The sequence below is a fragment of the Streptomyces sp. P5F9 genome, assembly GCF_057961495.1.
This window is the reverse complement of the sequence record NZ_JBXVPZ010000246.1, coordinates 1-14,143: the sequence shown is the minus strand read 5'-3', so window position 1 is coordinate 14,143 and position 14,143 is coordinate 1. Positions and strand designations below refer to the sequence as shown.

17 protein-coding genes and 1 pseudogene are annotated in these 14,143 nt (G+C 69.8%); 8 read left to right on the top strand and 10 right to left on the bottom strand.

Going from position 1 to position 14,143, the window contains the following annotated elements; translation table 11 throughout:
* Together eutC and AC31A1_RS31530 are read right to left on the bottom strand one after the other, a co-directional pair.
* Positions 1-689 (bottom strand): ethanolamine ammonia-lyase subunit EutC (gene eutC / locus AC31A1_RS31535; RefSeq protein ID WP_489656593.1); only part of this gene is annotated, 689 nt, incomplete at its 3' end.
* Positions 686-2,074 carry an ethanolamine ammonia-lyase subunit EutB gene (locus tag AC31A1_RS31530; protein WP_489656592.1) on the bottom strand — a complete coding sequence of 463 codons (1,389 nt, stop codon included), beginning with the start codon at positions 2,072-2,074 and terminating at the stop codon, positions 686-688. The genes AC31A1_RS31530 and eutC, both read right to left, overlap by 4 nt.
* Before the next feature lie 171 nt (positions 2,075-2,245).
* Here AC31A1_RS31530 and AC31A1_RS31525 point away from each other — a divergent pair, with 171 nt between their 5' ends.
* Positions 2,246-3,757, top strand: coding sequence for an APC family permease (locus tag AC31A1_RS31525; protein WP_489656591.1), 1,512 nt, complete (start codon positions 2,246-2,248; stop codon positions 3,755-3,757).
* Between the two features lie 155 nt (positions 3,758-3,912).
* Here AC31A1_RS31525 and AC31A1_RS31520 read toward each other — a convergent pair whose 3' ends face one another.
* Positions 3,913-4,407 carry a GbsR/MarR family transcriptional regulator gene (locus AC31A1_RS31520; protein ID WP_489656590.1) on the bottom strand — a complete coding sequence of 165 codons (495 nt, stop codon included), beginning with the start codon at positions 4,405-4,407 and terminating at the stop codon, positions 3,913-3,915.
* A 73-nt stretch (positions 4,408-4,480) separates the two neighbouring features.
* Between AC31A1_RS31520 and AC31A1_RS31515 the strand changes: the two genes are divergently transcribed.
* From AC31A1_RS31515 to AC31A1_RS31505, 3 genes are all read left to right on the top strand, one after another.
* Complete coding sequence (locus tag AC31A1_RS31515; RefSeq protein WP_489656589.1) at positions 4,481-5,386, top strand: ABC transporter ATP-binding protein; 906 nt, start codon at positions 4,481-4,483, stop codon at positions 5,384-5,386.
* Positions 5,383-6,999 (top strand): ABC transporter permease, encoded by a 1,617-nt coding sequence (locus AC31A1_RS31510; RefSeq protein ID WP_489656588.1) that lies wholly within the window; start codon positions 5,383-5,385, stop codon positions 6,997-6,999. Before AC31A1_RS31515 ends, AC31A1_RS31510 begins: the two co-directional genes overlap by 4 nt.
* Positions 7,000-7,062: 63 nt before the next feature.
* On the top strand, positions 7,063-7,278 hold the full coding sequence (locus tag AC31A1_RS31505; protein ID WP_489656587.1) for a hypothetical protein: 216 nt from the start codon (positions 7,063-7,065) through the stop codon (positions 7,276-7,278).
* A 50-nt stretch (positions 7,279-7,328) separates the two neighbouring features.
* Here the strand turns inward: AC31A1_RS31505 and AC31A1_RS31500 are convergent, their stop codons facing one another.
* The 3 genes from AC31A1_RS31500 to AC31A1_RS31490 all read right to left on the bottom strand — a co-directional run bounded on the left by AC31A1_RS31500 (position 7,329) and on the right by AC31A1_RS31490 (position 9,901).
* On the bottom strand, positions 7,329-8,537 hold the full coding sequence (locus AC31A1_RS31500) for a cytochrome P450 (protein WP_489656586.1): 1,209 nt from the start codon (positions 8,535-8,537) through the stop codon (positions 7,329-7,331).
* Between the two features lie 294 nt (positions 8,538-8,831).
* The gene (locus AC31A1_RS31495) at positions 8,832-9,050 is read right to left on the bottom strand and encodes a DUF397 domain-containing protein (RefSeq protein ID WP_489656585.1); all 219 of its coding nucleotides are present in this window, start codon (positions 9,048-9,050) and stop codon (positions 8,832-8,834) included.
* Complete coding sequence (locus AC31A1_RS31490) at positions 9,050-9,901, bottom strand: helix-turn-helix domain-containing protein (protein WP_489656594.1); 852 nt, start codon at positions 9,899-9,901, stop codon at positions 9,050-9,052. Before AC31A1_RS31490 ends, AC31A1_RS31495 begins: the two co-directional genes overlap by 1 nt.
* 224 nt (positions 9,902-10,125) lie before the next feature.
* Between AC31A1_RS31490 and AC31A1_RS31485 the strand changes: the two genes are divergently transcribed.
* The 3 genes from AC31A1_RS31485 to AC31A1_RS31475 all read left to right on the top strand — a co-directional run bounded on the left by AC31A1_RS31485 (position 10,126) and on the right by AC31A1_RS31475 (position 11,197).
* Entirely contained in the window at positions 10,126-10,533 is a 408-nt protein-coding gene (locus tag AC31A1_RS31485; protein WP_489656584.1) for an ATP-binding protein, read from the top strand.
* A gap of 62 nt (positions 10,534-10,595) precedes the next feature.
* Complete coding sequence (locus AC31A1_RS31480; protein WP_489656583.1) at positions 10,596-10,886, top strand: hypothetical protein; 291 nt, start codon at positions 10,596-10,598, stop codon at positions 10,884-10,886.
* Complete coding sequence (locus AC31A1_RS31475) at positions 10,883-11,197, top strand: hypothetical protein (RefSeq protein WP_489656582.1); 315 nt, start codon at positions 10,883-10,885, stop codon at positions 11,195-11,197. The genes AC31A1_RS31480 and AC31A1_RS31475 overlap by 4 nt, the downstream gene beginning before the upstream one ends.
* 146 nt (positions 11,198-11,343) lie before the next feature.
* Here AC31A1_RS31475 and AC31A1_RS31470 read toward each other — a convergent pair whose 3' ends face one another.
* The 4 genes and pseudogenes from AC31A1_RS31470 to AC31A1_RS31455 all read right to left on the bottom strand — a co-directional run.
* A complete protein-coding gene (locus tag AC31A1_RS31470; protein WP_489656581.1) occupies positions 11,344-11,715 on the bottom strand; it encodes a hypothetical protein in 372 nt (123 codons plus the stop codon).
* Complete coding sequence (locus tag AC31A1_RS31465; protein ID WP_489656580.1) at positions 11,712-12,380, bottom strand: response regulator; 669 nt, start codon at positions 12,378-12,380, stop codon at positions 11,712-11,714. The genes AC31A1_RS31470 and AC31A1_RS31465 overlap by 4 nt, the downstream gene beginning before the upstream one ends.
* A complete protein-coding gene (locus tag AC31A1_RS31460; RefSeq protein WP_489656579.1) occupies positions 12,377-13,741 on the bottom strand; it encodes a sensor histidine kinase in 1,365 nt (454 codons plus the stop codon). Before AC31A1_RS31460 ends, AC31A1_RS31465 begins: the two co-directional genes overlap by 4 nt.
* Before the next feature lie 125 nt (positions 13,742-13,866).
* Positions 13,867-13,956 (bottom strand): annotated as a pseudogene (locus tag AC31A1_RS31455) (DNA-binding response regulator); the annotation flags it as partial.
* Between AC31A1_RS31455 and AC31A1_RS31450 the strand changes: the two are divergent.
* A partial coding sequence (locus AC31A1_RS31450) for a hypothetical protein (RefSeq protein ID WP_489656578.1) occupies positions 13,955-14,143 on the top strand: 189 nt, incomplete at its 3' end. The pseudogene AC31A1_RS31455 and the gene AC31A1_RS31450 sit on opposite strands and share 2 nt — an antisense overlap.

The following is a 14,143-nucleotide window of genomic DNA, read 5'->3' as shown; positions in this document are numbered from 1 at the left end:
CTCCCCATCAACCCCGCCAACTTTCCCGCCGCTGTCTCATACATAAGCCCCAGCGGCGGCCGAATGTTGGACAGGCAGTTCCGGTCCGCATCCGTAGTCACCCCCGGCTTCGGCCGGTACGTCAGGTACGCGCCCAGCGAATCCGCCGCCGACATCCCGGGGCGCTCCCCGACGAAGACGACGACCATCGCCGCGCCCATCGCCGAGGCGACGTCGTCGCCCAGGGCCACCCGTGCCTGCTCGGCGAGGACCACCGGGGCGACCTGCCACGCCGTCGGCAGGAGGGCCGTCGTCGCTCGGACCATCGCCGCGCCGTGCTCGTGCACCGCCCGGCTCGACAGACCGTCGGCGACCACGAAGACCACGTCCCAATCCCCCACCGGCAGGTGTGCGCGGTCGGCGGGGTCCAAACGGCGCCCCAGGTCGGGGCGTTGGAGGTAGGTGAGGCGGTCGGGCGCCGCGCTGCGCACCCGTACGGTCGGTTCGCCTCGCAGCGCCGCCGCCACGACGTCCGGCTCGAACGGGGAGTGGACCGCGTCCTTCGCCGCCGCGTGCGCGGCCTGCAACTCCAGCCGGTGGTGCGTCGGCAGGCCCGAGCCCGCCCGGCCCAGGCCGATCCTCGCCTGCGTGTGGCGGCGCAGGGCAGGCCACAAATCCCGCTCCACAGACTCCACTTGACTGATCGTCATGCCACCAGTTCCCTTCCGATCGCCGTCAACGGGTGGGCCGTACCGGACACGTCCCTGATCTCGCCGCCCTCGCCCAGCAGGCCGATGGAGGCGAGCCAGGTCTCAAACTCCGGTGCCGGGCGCAGCCCGAGGACCTCGCGGAGGTACAACGCGTCGTGGTACGAGGCGGATTGGTAGTTGAGCATGATGTCGTCGCCGCCCGGTGTGCAGATCACGAAGGACGCGCCGGCCACGCCGAGCATGGTGAGCATCGTGGCGATGTCGTCGTCGTCCGCGTCGGCGTGGTTGGTGTAGCAGATGTCCAGGCCCATCGGCAGGCCCAGCACCTTGCCGCAGAAGTGGTCCTCCAGGGCCGCACGGAGGATCTGCCGGCCGTCGTAGAGGTACTCCGGGCCTATGAAGCCCACCACCGTGTTCACGAGGAGCGGGTCGTAGCGGCGGGCCACCGCGTACGCCCGTGCCTCCACCGTCTGCTGGTCCACCCCGTGGTGCGCGTCCGCCGACAGCGCGCTGCCCTGCCCCGTCTCGAAGTACATGACGTTCGAGCCGACCGTGCCCCGGCCCAGCGCCTTCGCCGCCTCGTACGCCTCGTCGAGCAGCCCCAGCGTCACGCCGAAGGACGCGTTCGCCGCCTGCGTACCCGCGATGGACTGGAAGACCAGATCCACCGGCGCCCCGCGTTCCATCAGGTCCATGCTCGTCGTGACGTGGGAGAGGACGCAGGACTGGGTGGGGATCGCGTACCGCTGGATCACGCCGTCCAGCAGCTCCAGCAGATCCCTCACCGCCTTCGGGCTGTCCGTCGCCGGGTTGATGCCGATCACCGCGTCGCCCGAGCCGAGGAGCAGTCCGTCGAGCAGGGCCGCGGCCACACCCGCCGGGTCGTCGGTCGGGTGGTTCGGCTGGAGGCGGGTCGCCAACCGCCCCGGCAGACCGATCGTCGAGCGGAATGCGGTCACCACCCGCACCTTGCGCGCGACCGCGACGAGGTCCGCGTTGCCCATGAGCTTCGACACCGCCGCGACCATCTCCGGCGTCAACCCCGGCGCTACGGCGGCCAGTTCATCGGTCTCCGCCGCCAGCAGCCACTCCCGGAACCCGCCGACCGACAGCCCGGCCACCGCCGCGAACGCACCCGTGTCGTGCGTGTCGAGGATCAGCCGGGTCACGTCGTCGGTGTCGTACGGGATCACCGGTTCGGCGAGGAACGCGGTCAGCGGTACGTCCGCCAGCGCCCAGCGTGCCGCGACCCGCTCCTGGGCGGACGACGCGGCCAGCCCCGCCAGCCGGTCGCCGGAGCGCTCCGGGCTCGCGGCGGCGAGCAGGCGCGCGAGGGAGCCGAAGCGGTAGCTGTGGCCGCCGAGCGTGGAGGTGTACGTACTCATGCCGGTGACCGTACGAGCCGCGTGTTGCCCCCAGATTTCCTCAGATTTCTAAAGGTCTGGTTGACAAACATTTAACGTCCCGCAACCCTTGGCCGACTCATTCGCCCTACAGAGTTCCGGTTCGACACACCAGCCGAACGGCAGCGAGAGCAGCAGGAGAGGGGCCATCCGATGGCAGTGGACGAAGGAGTCGCCCCCGCGGCGAACACAAGCGAGGACGGCGCCGTTCACCGGCTCAAGCCCAACGCCATCGGCCTGCTGGGCGTGGTCTTCATGGCCGTCGCGACGGCCGCCCCGATCACCGCGATGACCGGCAACGTGCCCTTCATGGTCTCGTCCGGCAACGGCATAGGCGCCCCGGCGAGCTACCTCGTCGCAATGGTCGTCCTGGCAATCTTTTCCGTCGGCTTCACCTCAATGGCGAAGCACATCACGTCCACAGGCGCCTTCTACGGCTTCATCTCCTACGGCCTCGGCCGCACCGTCGGACTGGCCTCCGGGCTCCTCGCCACGTTCGCGTACGCCGTGTTCGAGCCCGCGCTGATCGGCATCTTCTCGACCTTCGCCACCGGAACCTTCAAGGACCAGACGGGACTTGACATCCCGTGGTGGGCCTTCGCGCTGGTGATGCTCGCGGTCAACGCGACGGGCACCTGGTTCGGCGTCTCGGTCGCCGAGAAGCTCCTCGTGGTCCTGCTCGGCACCGAGGTGACCGTCCTCGCGGCGATGGCGATCTCGGTCGCCCTGCACGGCGGCGGCCCGCACGGCTTCACCTTCGGCCCGGTCAACCCGGTCAACGCGTTCAAGGGGACGTCCGCCGGTCTCGGTCTCTTCTTCGCCTTCTGGTCGTGGGTCGGCTTCGAGTCGACCGCGATGTACGGCGAGGAGTCCCGCGACCCGAAGAAGATCATCCCCAAGGCGACGATGATCTCCGTCCTGGGCGTCGGCGTCTTCTACGTCTTCGTCTCCTGGATGGCCATCATCGGCAACGGCGAGTCCGAGGCCGTGACGGCCGCGTCCTCCGCGAACCCGCTCGCCCTCTTCTTCAACCCCACCGAGCACTATGTCGGCCACTGGGCCGTCGACCTCATGCAGTGGCTGATGATCACCGGCTCGCTCGCCTGCGGCATGGCCTTCCACAACTGCGCGTCCCGCTACATGTACGCCCTGGGCCGCGAGGGTGTGCTCCCGTCCCTCAAGAACACCATCGGCCGCACCCACGCCAAGCACGGCTCCCCGCACATCGCGGGCCTGGTGCAGACGGTGGTGAGCGCGGTACTGATCCTCGGCTTCTGGGCCACGAGCAAGGACCCGGCCAACGCGCTGTACGTCCTGCTGGCCATCCTCGGCACGATGGCGATCCTCGTCGTGCAGGCGGTCTGCTCCTTCGCGGTACTCGCCTACTTCCGCAAGAACCACCCCGAGAGCCGGCACTGGTTCAAGACGTTCACGGCTCCGCTGGTCGGCGGTATCGCGATGCTGGCGGTGGTGCTGCTCCTGGTGTCCAACATGAGCGTCGCGGCAGGCTCGGAGTCCAACTCGCCGGTCCTGAAGGCAACCCCGTGGCTGGTACTGCTGGTCGCGGCGACGGGCATCGGCTACGCCCAGTACCTGAAGCGCAGGGCTCCTGAGCGCTATGCCTTGCTGGGCCGCACGGTCCTCGAAGAAACCAAGGAGCGCTGAGGTTCTTTTAGGGGCGCGGGGCTGTGACATGAGCGGCTCCGCCGCGGGGCGCGACCAGCCCACCACCGGGCCGCAGACGAGTACGAATCTGCGGGAGCGTCGTGGCTGGTCGCGCCCACGCGGCGGAGCCGCACATCGATACAGCCCCGCGCCCCTTAAGGGGTTCCACCGAACCGTGTTTCCCGGTGAACCCGCCAACGCTCCATCATCGCCGCGACCTCCCCCTCGACGAACTCGAAGAACGCAAGCGTCTCGGCCATCCGCCGCCCCGCAGGTGTCTCCGCACCGAGACTGCTGACCCCCTCCCGCAGAGCCCCCTCCCAGCGCTTGATGAGGGCCTCGCGATTGGTCAGCGCCTCGTACCACTGATCGCCGTGCACCACATACCGCTCGCGCCGCGAACCCGGCTCCCGCTCACGCGAGACCATGTGCGTCTGCGCCAGATACCGCACCGCCCCGGACACCGCCGCCGGACTGATCCGCAGCTGCGAACCCAGCTCACCGGAGGTCATCGCGCCGTCGTCGGAGGACAGGAGCGCCGCGAAGACCCGGGCCGGCATCCGCTGCATCCCGGCCTCGACGAGCTGCGCCGCGAAACTCTCCACGAACTTCGAGACCGCCTCTTGGTCCCGCTCCGCCTCATCCGTCATGGACTCACCCTACCCGGGCTTCACACACTTCCTTAACTTCACAAATTTCTGAAAGAAGCGTACGTTCTGAACCATGACGAAGGCAATCACCGTCTCCGGACTGCACAAGTCGTTCGGCAGGACGCAAGCCCTCGCGGGTCTCGACCTGGATGTCGAGGCCGGCGAGGTGCACGGCTTCCTGGGCCCCAACGGCTCCGGCAAGTCCACGACGATCCGCGTCCTGCTCGGCCTCCTCCACGCGGACTCGGGCGCGGCCCAACTCCTGGGCCGCGACCCCTGGACCGACGCCGTCGAACTGCACCGCCGGGTCGCCTACGTCCCCGGCGACGTGACGCTGTGGCGCAACCTCTCCGGGGGCGAAGTCATCGATCTCTACGGCAAGTTGCGCGGCGGCCTCGACAAGTCCCGGCGCACCGACCTGATCGACCGCTTCGAACTCGACCCCACAAAGAAGGGCCGCACGTACTCCAAGGGCAACCGCCAGAAAGTGGCCCTCGTCGCCGCGTTCGCCTCGGACGTCGACCTGCTGATCCTCGACGAACCGACCTCCGGCCTCGACCCCCTCATGGAGGAGGTCTTCCAGCGCTGCGTGGAGGAGGAACGCGACCGGGGCCGCACGATCCTGCTCTCCTCCCACATCCTCAGCGAGGTGGAGGAGTTGTGCGACCGGGTGAGCATCATCCGCAAGGGCCGCACGGTGGAGAGCGGTTCGCTGTCCGACCTGCGCCACCTCACCCGCACCAGCGTGACGGCCGAACTCACCGGCGCGCCCAACGGGTTGGCGTCCCTGCCGGGGGTGCACGACCTCGCCACCCAGCAAATTCAGAACAGCCAAGGCCACCGAGTCCGCCTCCAAGTCGAAACGGACCAACTCAACGCCGTACTGCGCTCGTTGAGCGAGTCCGGCGTCCGCTCGCTGACCTCGAAGCCGCCGACGCTGGAGGAGCTGTTCCTCCGCCACTACCAGGAGACGGAATGACGGCCGCGGCGTTCCCCGCACGCACCGGCGCCGGCACCGGTGGTTCCCGTCAATTGGCGGGCACCGGCGCCCTGTTGAGGTTCAACCTGCGCCGCGACCGCGTGGTGATCCCGGCCTGGGTGGCGGTGACGGGCCTGCTGGTCCTCTCCCTCCCCGGCTCCCTGAAGACCGTGTACTCCACCCCCGCCGAACGCGCCGACATCGCCCGCCAGATGCTCACCAACAGCTCGCTGCGCGCCACCTACGGCCCGGTGTTCAGCGACTCGCTCGGCGGTCTCACCGCGTGGCGCATTGGAGGCTATGCCGCGATCCTCGCCGGGGTCATGAGCCTGATCGTCGTCGTACGGCACACCCGCGACGAGGAGGAGAGCGGCCGCCAGGAACTCGTCTCCTCGGCGATGGTGGGCCGCCGGGCACCGCTGACGGCGGCCCTGTTGACGGCACTGGTCGCCAACTCCGCGCTGGCGCTGCTGATTACGGGAGGTATGGCCGGCCAGGGTTCGGCGGGAGCGCTGGCTCTCGGGCTCGGCATCGGCGGAGTGGGCATGGTGTTCGCGACGCTCGCGGCGATCGTCGCCCAGTTCACGGACAGCGGCCGACTCGCGAAGGGCCTGACCGGCGGACTGCTGGGCGCGGCCTTCGTCCTCCGTGCCGTAGGAGACTCGACCACCAACGACGGTTCCTCCCCTGCGACGTGGGTCTCCCCGATCGGCTGGCTGGAGAACCTGCGCCCGTTCGCGTCCGAACGCTGGTGGGTACTGGCCCTGTTCGTCACCGCGGCCCTCCTCCAGGGCTTGCTGGCCTACCAGTTGGCGGGCCGCCGAGACGTGGGTATGAGCTTCTTCCCAGCCCGCCCGGGCCCGGCCCACGGCCGCCTCGGCACAGCGGGCGCACTGGCCTGGCGTCTCCAACGGGGCACCGTACTGGGCTGGAGCCTCGGATTCTTCGCGGCCGGGGTCGCCTTCGGCGGCATCACGAAGGGCGCGGCGGACCTGGTCGGGGACAACGCCAAGACCCGCGAGATCATCGAACGGATGGGCGGCCAGTCCGGCATCGAGAACGCGTTCCTGGCCACGATGGCCGGCATGTTCGGCATGCTCGCCGCGCTGTACGCGGTCTCCTCGGTCCTACGGCTGCACAGCGAGGAGACCGGCCAGCGGGCCGAACCGATCCTCGCGAACGCGGTCGGCCGCCTGCGCTGGGCGGCGGGCCATTTGGCCATCGCCTTCGGAGGCGCGGTACTGATCATGCTGCTGAGCGGCCTCGGCCTGACCCTGGGCTACGGCGCCGACCTGGGCCCCATCCTCGCGGCCACCCTGGTCCAACTCCCGGCGATCTGGGCCCTGGGCGCCCTGGCAGTGCTCCTCCACGGCATCTCCCCGCGCCTGTCCCCGGCGTCCTGGGCAGCGGCCGGGCTCGCCCTCGCGCTCGGCTGGATCGGCCCCGCGCTGAACCTTCCCCAGGCGGTCCTGGACATCTCCCCCTTCGGCCACCTGCCGAAGCTCCCGGGCGGAGACATGGCCTGGGGCCCGGTGACCGTCCTCACGGCGATCGCCGCGGCCCTGGTCGCCGTAGGCCTGACGGCTCTGCGCCGCCGCGACCTCACGACCTGACCGAGCACCCGACCGGGTTCACGACCGGGAACCTCCGGCGACCCGCACGCGTCCGTCCCGGGTATGGGACAACGCGCGCAGGCCGCCGGAGGATGTCTGACCGCCGTACTCGGCGCGGGAGTTGGGCTGGCGGTGTGGTCGTACGATGTCCGGGACCGCTTCTACCGCTTCGAGGCGAGCCCCGACTGGAGTGTCCTGTACGCGGAGTTGCCGCTGGCCGTCCTGGGCGGGGTCATCGCGTCACTCGGCGTCTGGGCTCTGGTCCGGCGCGTCGGATAGCCCGACGGCACGGCCCGGGGTGCGGCACGTCCGGGCCCCGCGAGGGGCCGTTACTCCACCTCGACGCTCAGCCCCTCCAGGCCCCGGATCACGAAGTTCGGCTTGCGCTCCGGCTCCGCCGCCGACCTCAGCGTCGGGGCCTTCTCCAGCAACGCCCCCATGGAAGCCGCGAGTTCGATACGGGCCAGGGGCGCGCCGATGCAGTAGTGGATCCCCGCGCTGAAGCTGATGTGCGGGTTGTCGGCGCGGGTGAGGTCCAGGCGCTCGGGGTCGGTGAAGACCGCCGGGTCGTGGTTGGCCGCGCCGAACAGCATCGCGATCTCCGCGCCGCGCGGGATCGTCGTACCGTCGATCTCGATCTCGTCCAGCACCCACCGCTCGAAGAGCTGGAGCGGGGTGTCGTAGCGCATCAACTCCTCGACGGCGGAGGGGATCAGCGAGTGGTCCGCGCGCAGGGCGGCGAGTTGGTCGGGGTTGCGGAACAGCGCCCACCAGCCGTTCACCGTGGCGTTCACCGTCGCCTCGTGGCCCGCGTTCAGCAGGAGGACGGCGGTGGAGATCAGCTCCTGTTCGGTGAGGCGGTCGTCGTCCTCGTCGTGGGCCGCGATCATGCCGGAGATGAGGTCGTCGCCCGGGTTCTTGCGGCGGACAGCGATCAACTCGCGTAGATACGAGGAGAATTCGTCCGACGCGCGGACCGCCTTCGCCGCCGTGTCCTCGGACGGGCTCAGTTCGTACATCCCGCAGATGTCCGCCGACCAGGGGCGGAGCGGGGCGCGGTCCGACTCCGGGATGCCCAGCATCTCGGCGATCACCGCCACGGGGAGGGGCTCCGCCACGTCCGTGAGCAGGTCGCCGCCGCCCTTCGCCACCAGCCCGTCCACCAGGTCGGCCGCCAACTGGCTCACATACGGCTTCAGTTGCTCGACCGTGCGCGGCGTGAACGCCTTCGAGACCAGGCGCCGGATGCGGGTGTGGTCCGGGGGTTCCAGGTCGAGCATGCCGTGGTCGTTGAGGGTGTGGAAGGGCTCGTGCTCGGGCGGCGGTGCCGTACGGCCGAAGTCCTCGTGGGTGAAGCGGTGTCGGTAGGCGCGGCCGAGGCGGCGGTCGCGGAGGAGCGCCGAGACGTCCGCGTGGCGGGGGACGAGCCACTGGTCGGTGGGCTCGTAGTACGTGACCCGGCCCCGCTCGCGAAGTTCGGCGTAGGCGGGGTACGGGTCGTCGACGAACGCGGGGTCCCAGGGGTCAAAGGCTGCCATGCAGGGACGCTAGCCCGACAGCACCCGGTCTGACCAGGGGCGACCTCAGTGATCCCGGTGATCTCGGTGATCCAGGAGGCTGCAGGATCACCGGATGCCGCACGGGAGAGCAGAGCAACCGGAGAGTCGACCATGCCCCGAGAGGCGCCCTGTCTGGCAGTCGCCGAGGTGCTGCGCGCACGGATCCTTGCGGGAGAGTGGGAGATCGGGGAGAGCCGCACCGCTCAAGTTCGAAGACCCACGCTGTCACCATTGAACGCCAGGCATTTGCCGTTCAGGTACGGGGACGGTCGTTCACACGACCGGCGGGGTCGATTCACCGCCGAGACGATCACTTTGCCGGCCACCCTTGATGTGCTCGACGAGGGCGGTGAAGGCGGGGGTGGGGAAGGAGAGGGTGGCGCGGTTGGGCAACTTGGAGTCTCGGACGGCTGTGCGGGTGGGGAGTTCCGCTATCTCGACGCAGGTGTCGCCGTCGCCACCGCTGGAGTACGTCGACTTAAGCCAGTTCATTACAGGTCCTTAGCCAGCCGGTGAATGAAGTCCCGCGACGCCACCGGGTCCAGTGACGCGCTCCTCACCTTATGGAACAGCGTGCGGAGCTTTTCCAACTGGGCCTCCGCATCGGAGAAGCCGACACCGGTCGGCGAGTCACGCAACCCGGTGTCCAACCGGGGCACGGGACCACCCAGATACATCATCGAGGCTCCGGCACCCGCGAAACCCACGTAATCGACGGGGATGACCCGTACAACGGCGTGCCCCTTCTCGATCTCCTCCAGAATGAAGCCGAGTTGAGCGAGTGACGCCCGGCGATCCGACACTTGGACACGCAGGGCGAACTCATGGATGACCGTCTCGTACGGGGTGGGGTCGTCGCCTTCGATGACGACGTGCCGGTTCAGCCGATGTTCAACACGTAGGGCCACCTCGTTCTCAGGAAGCTCGGGGCGCATGTACGAGTAGACCGCGCGAGCGTAGTCGGGGGTCTGAAGCAGCCCGGGCACGAGCATGATCACGACCTCGCGAAGGAACGTCGCGTGGTGCTCGGCCTCGGCGGTGTCGAGGAACGCCGGCGGTAGCGCTCCCCGGTACTCCTCCCACCAGCCACGGGTACGGTCGGTCGCCATCGCCACGAGCGCGTCGATCAACTCCGTGTCCGTGCAGGCGTAGTGGACAGCCAGTCGGCGAACGCGCTCCGCACTGACCGCCGCGATACCCAACTCCATGTGGCTCATCTGGCCGGAGGTCGAGTTCAGGAGGGCCGCCGCCTCCCGGGCCTTCAAACCGGCGGCCTCGCGCAGCCTGCGTAGTTCAGTCCCCAAACGCACCTGTCGCGCTGTGGGGTTACTCCTCGGCGGCATGCACCCTCCTGTTCCCAACGCCCCGGTAGCGGCGCCACGTTCGGGTGTCAGATTACGCCAGCCGGTTGCGCTGGCGCCAATTCGTGCCATACCGTCAGTGACGCGACGCACACCCTGCGAAACCCCGGGGTACCGGAAGCGCACCGCTCCGCCCTGCCACGACGGCTGCGGCACTGCCACCGGCCCCGAACGCCAACTCCCCACCCCACAAACGGAGTTCACCCATGCCCGAAAGTGCCGCCTGGGAGTACACACTCCAGATCCCCAACGACCCCCGCGCCGTCACGATCAGTCGCCGCACCCTCCGCCTCATCCTCACGATGCACGGCCTGATCACCCTCGTCGACACCGCCGAACTCCTGGCAACCGAGCTGATCGCCAACGCCGTACGGCACACCGACGGCCCCGCCGCCCTACGCGTCCGCTGTTCCGCCGGCGTACTACGCATCGGCGCCTGGGACGCGAACCCCGAACCACCCGAGCCACCCCAGGCGTGGGACCAGCTCACCACCACCGAGGACGGCCGCGGCCTCGCACTGGTCCGGGCCTGCGCCGACCAATGGGGCTGGCAACCGCAGTCCAGGAACGGCAACCGCGGCAAGTACGTCTGGTGCGAACTGGACGCAGCGTGAGAGGCACCGTACGGAATCGTCCGGGTACCGTGAAAGCGACACCGCGAAAGGGAGCCGCCGCCATGACCACCCGACCGGCAGAGTCCGGCCAGCCCCACATCCCCTCCATGCGCACCATTGGGGAGCTCCGTGCCGCCCTCACCATGGGCTACGGCTTCCCCGGCGACGCGGACGACTTCGAGGCCGAGCTGGCCCGCGAGATCAACCATGCCGACCCGGCGGACCTCTCCGGCGTCGTCCGCCTCGTCGAGGAGTTCCGCGGCCGAGTCATCGCGCGCCAGGACCCCTCATTCGACTCAGCCGTCGCCGCGGCTGTCGCCGAAATCCGCTCGGCTCGGGAAAACGGTCGGTGAACGACAACCAGCAGCCGACCGTCGCCGAGATCACCCGTGAGGCCCACGCTCGCTGCCTCGCCATCGGCGGCGGAGCACTTGAGGCCGTCGAGACCTTGCGCGCCGAGTTGGAGAAGAATCCGGCACTGGGCCGGAGAGCACAAAGCGCCGTCGGTGGCATGAAGATCTACACGACGCGCATCGAAGGCACGGGCCTCCGTCCCACACTCACCGTCACCTACGTCTACGACGCCCCTCCTCCCGAACCCGGCCTGATCCGCATCGCCCTGGTGTCACCCGTAGGTTTCGCCGGTGGGGGCAACGAGTTCTGAACGCAGGGCGGTTCGCGCGCATCATCGCAAATCCCGGCCGGGGACCGGCTCGTTCGGGTGGACCATCGCGAACCCCCGGCAGGCCGCGACGTCATCGGCGCCGTCCCGGACATTCGCGCACAAGGGGTGCGCCTGCGGCCGGAGGATCACGTGGGGGTTCGATTGTCGGGCGGGATCGGCCCGTTGAGGGTGTCGGCGTCGCCAGGGCGCGCGGTGTCCGGGTTTTCCGGTCTGTCGATCGCGTCGACCGACGCGGTGAGCTTCGCCAACTGGGCTGCCGTCAGCAGGGTGTTGACCCTGGCCAGCGCCGTCCGGCCGGCCAGGGCCACGGCGGGGGCGCTGATCAACGGGAAGACATGCTCGGGCGGTACGAGGGACTTCGGTACGACGGACTTCGGGTCGGCGAGCACCACCAGCCCGTCCCGGGCGATCACCGGGTCGGTGCTGCACAGCACCCGGATGTCCGCCGCCTCCGCTGTCCCAGCCGGGGTGAGCGTGACCTCGGAATCCCGCGTCACCCCGGCCTCACCAGCCTCGCCTCGTACGCGAACACCGCCGCCTGCGTCCGGTCCCGCAGTCCCAGCTTCACCAGGATCCGGCTGACATGGGTCTTGATCGTCGACTCGGCGACCACCAGCCGCTCGGCGATCTCCCCGTTCGACAGACCCTGGGCGATGAGGACCAGCACCTCCGTCTCCCGCTCGGTCAGATCCCCGTACGTCCCCTGCTGCGCGGCCGGCATCAGGCGGGGTGTCTCGGACAGCTTCGAGAACTCCGTGATCAGCCGTCTGGTGACGGAGGGCGCGAGCAGCGCCTCGCCGGCCGCCACCACCCGCACCCCGTCGGCGAGTTGACGTGCCGAGGCGTCCTTGAGGAGGAAGCCGGAGGCTCCCGCGCGCAGCGCCTGGTACACGTACTCGTCGAGGTCGAAGGTGGTGAGCACCAGCACCTTCGCCGCACTGTCCGCCGCGACGATCTCCCGGGTCGCCTCGATGCCGTTCATCTCCGGCATGCGGATGTCCATCAGCACGACGTCCGGGGCCAGTTCACGCACCCGCTCGACCGCGTCGCGCCCGTTCACCGCCTCGCCGACGACCTCGATGTCCGGCATCGCGCCCAACAGGACCGAGAAGCCCTCGCGCACCATCATCTGGTCGTCCGCGATCAGTACGCGGATCGTCATGCGTCACCTTCCCTGGCGCTCGGCACCGGTTCACTCGCACTCGGGACCGGCAGGAACACCGTCACTTCGTAGCCGCCGTCGTCCGCCGGGGCCGCCGTCATCTCGCCGTTCAGCATCGACACCCGCTCCCGCATCCCGGTGATGCCGTGCCCCGCGCCGGGCGAGGGCTTCACCAGGCTCGGCTCGGGCATCGGGCCATTGACTATCCGCAGGCCCAGCCCGCCCAGCACGTAACCGATCTCCACCCGGGCACTCGCACCGGGCGCGTGCCGCAGGGTGTTGCTCAACGCCTCCTGCACTATCCGGTACGCCGACAGCTCCACGCCCTGCGGGAGTTCACGCACCGCCCCCGTCACCGCCTTGTCGACACTCAGGCCGGCGTCGCGCACGTTGGCGAGCAGCGCGTCCATGTCGGCGAGGGTCGGCTGCGGGGCGTCCGGCGCCTCGTAGTCCTCCGCCCGGACCACGCCCAGGACCCGGCGCAGCTCGGTCAGGGCCGCCACCGCGTTCTCCCTGATGGTGACGAACGCGCGCTCCAGCTCCGGCGGCGGGTTCTCCACGCGGTAGGGCGCGGCCTCCGCCTGGATGGCGACCACCGACATGTGGTGGGCGACCACGTCGTGCAGCTCGCGGGCGATCGTCGTGCGCTCCTCCAGCAGCGTGCGCCGGGACCGCTCGTGCGCCGTGACCGTCTGCTGGGCGGTCACCTCCTGCCGGGCCTCGCGGCGTATCTGCCAGACCGCGACGCCGAGCAGGACCAGCGCGGAGCTGAACAGCACCTGCGCCGTGTCGGAGCGGAATTCGCGGCCGCCGGAGACGTTGCCGGCGATGAAGCCGTAGACCGCCGTCAGTGCCCACATCCAGGCGGCGGTGCGCGGCCGGGTGCGTATGGCCACGATCGTCAGCACGAACAGATGACAGGCAAAACTGCCGGCCAGCCACGGCCACGAGTCGTCCCACTCGTTCGCCAGCATCGTGGCGACCGGGGTGGCGACCATGGACAGCCAGAACGCGCCGACCGGCCGCACCATGGTCAGCAGCACCGGCAGCAGGGCGAGCAGGCCGAGGATCGTGTTGCTGCCCGCGCCGCGGATCCCGTTGTCCGAGGCGATGAACATCGCGAGCAGGCCGGCCGCGATGACCAGGGCGTGCGGGCTCCATGTCGCGTACTCCCGCTGCCGCCCCTTGAGGCGCCGGGTGAGCGGGCCCTCGGCGGTGGAGCGGGGCAACGGGCGGTAGGCGAAGGCGTCGTGGAGCAGGTCCTGCCGCAGCCCGCGCAGGGCGTCCGCGGCCAGCCTGAACTCCGGGCTGCGCGGCTTGGTGGCGGCGCCTGGCGGCATCTGCTGGGTCGTCTCGGTCACATTCAAAACGGTAGGCGGCGGGGCGGGTAGCCGTCGTCACCTGTGAGAAGGGTCCTGGGCCGTCCGTCTCAAGTACTACGGGGTATCCCCGCAGCGGCACCAGAGGTACGCCCGCGGGCCCGGCTTCAGCGGCCGCCTCCCGGCCTGACCAGCCCCGACTCGTAGGCGAACACCGCCGCCTGCGTACGGTCCCTCAGGCCCAACTTCACCAGGATGGATCTCGGGCTGCACCGCGGCGGAGAGGGGGATCACGACGGCGCCGGTGACGAGTGCGGCGAGGAGGGCGCGACGCCATCTGCCGGTACGGCGACGCCTGCTCGCCCGCGGCTCGGCACCCACGGCAACTTCCGCACTCTGCCCGGCAGTTGCCGCCTCGGCCGCCCCCGCATCAAGCCCCGTCCC

Excerpts from the sequence above, each read along its gene's own strand:
- AC31A1_RS31525 (WP_489656591.1), top strand. The coding sequence starts at position 2,246 with ATGGCAGTGGACGAAGGAGTCGCCCCCGCGGCGAACACAAGCGAGGAC.
- AC31A1_RS31505 (WP_489656587.1), top strand. The coding sequence starts at position 7,063 with ATGGGACAACGCGCGCAGGCCGCCGGAGGATGTCTGACCGCCGTACTC.
- AC31A1_RS31515 (WP_489656589.1), top strand. The coding sequence starts at position 4,481 with ATGACGAAGGCAATCACCGTCTCCGGACTGCACAAGTCGTTCGGCAGG.
- AC31A1_RS31520 (WP_489656590.1), bottom strand. The coding sequence starts at position 4,407 with ATGACGGATGAGGCGGAGCGGGACCAAGAGGCGGTCTCGAAGTTCGTG.
- AC31A1_RS31500 (WP_489656586.1), bottom strand. The coding sequence starts at position 8,537 with ATGGCAGCCTTTGACCCCTGGGACCCCGCGTTCGTCGACGACCCGTAC.
- AC31A1_RS31480 (WP_489656583.1), top strand. The coding sequence starts at position 10,596 with ATGACCACCCGACCGGCAGAGTCCGGCCAGCCCCACATCCCCTCCATG.
- AC31A1_RS31465 (WP_489656580.1), bottom strand. The coding sequence starts at position 12,380 with ATGACGATCCGCGTACTGATCGCGGACGACCAGATGATGGTGCGCGAG.
- AC31A1_RS31485 (WP_489656584.1), top strand. The coding sequence starts at position 10,126 with ATGCCCGAAAGTGCCGCCTGGGAGTACACACTCCAGATCCCCAACGAC.
- AC31A1_RS31510 (WP_489656588.1), top strand. The coding sequence starts at position 5,383 with ATGACGGCCGCGGCGTTCCCCGCACGCACCGGCGCCGGCACCGGTGGT.
- AC31A1_RS31530 (WP_489656592.1), bottom strand. The coding sequence starts at position 2,074 with ATGAGTACGTACACCTCCACGCTCGGCGGCCACAGCTACCGCTTCGGC.
- AC31A1_RS31495 (WP_489656585.1), bottom strand. The coding sequence starts at position 9,050 with ATGAACTGGCTTAAGTCGACGTACTCCAGCGGTGGCGACGGCGACACC.
- AC31A1_RS31490 (WP_489656594.1), bottom strand. The coding sequence starts at position 9,901 with ATGCCGCCGAGGAGTAACCCCACAGCGCGACAGGTGCGTTTGGGGACT.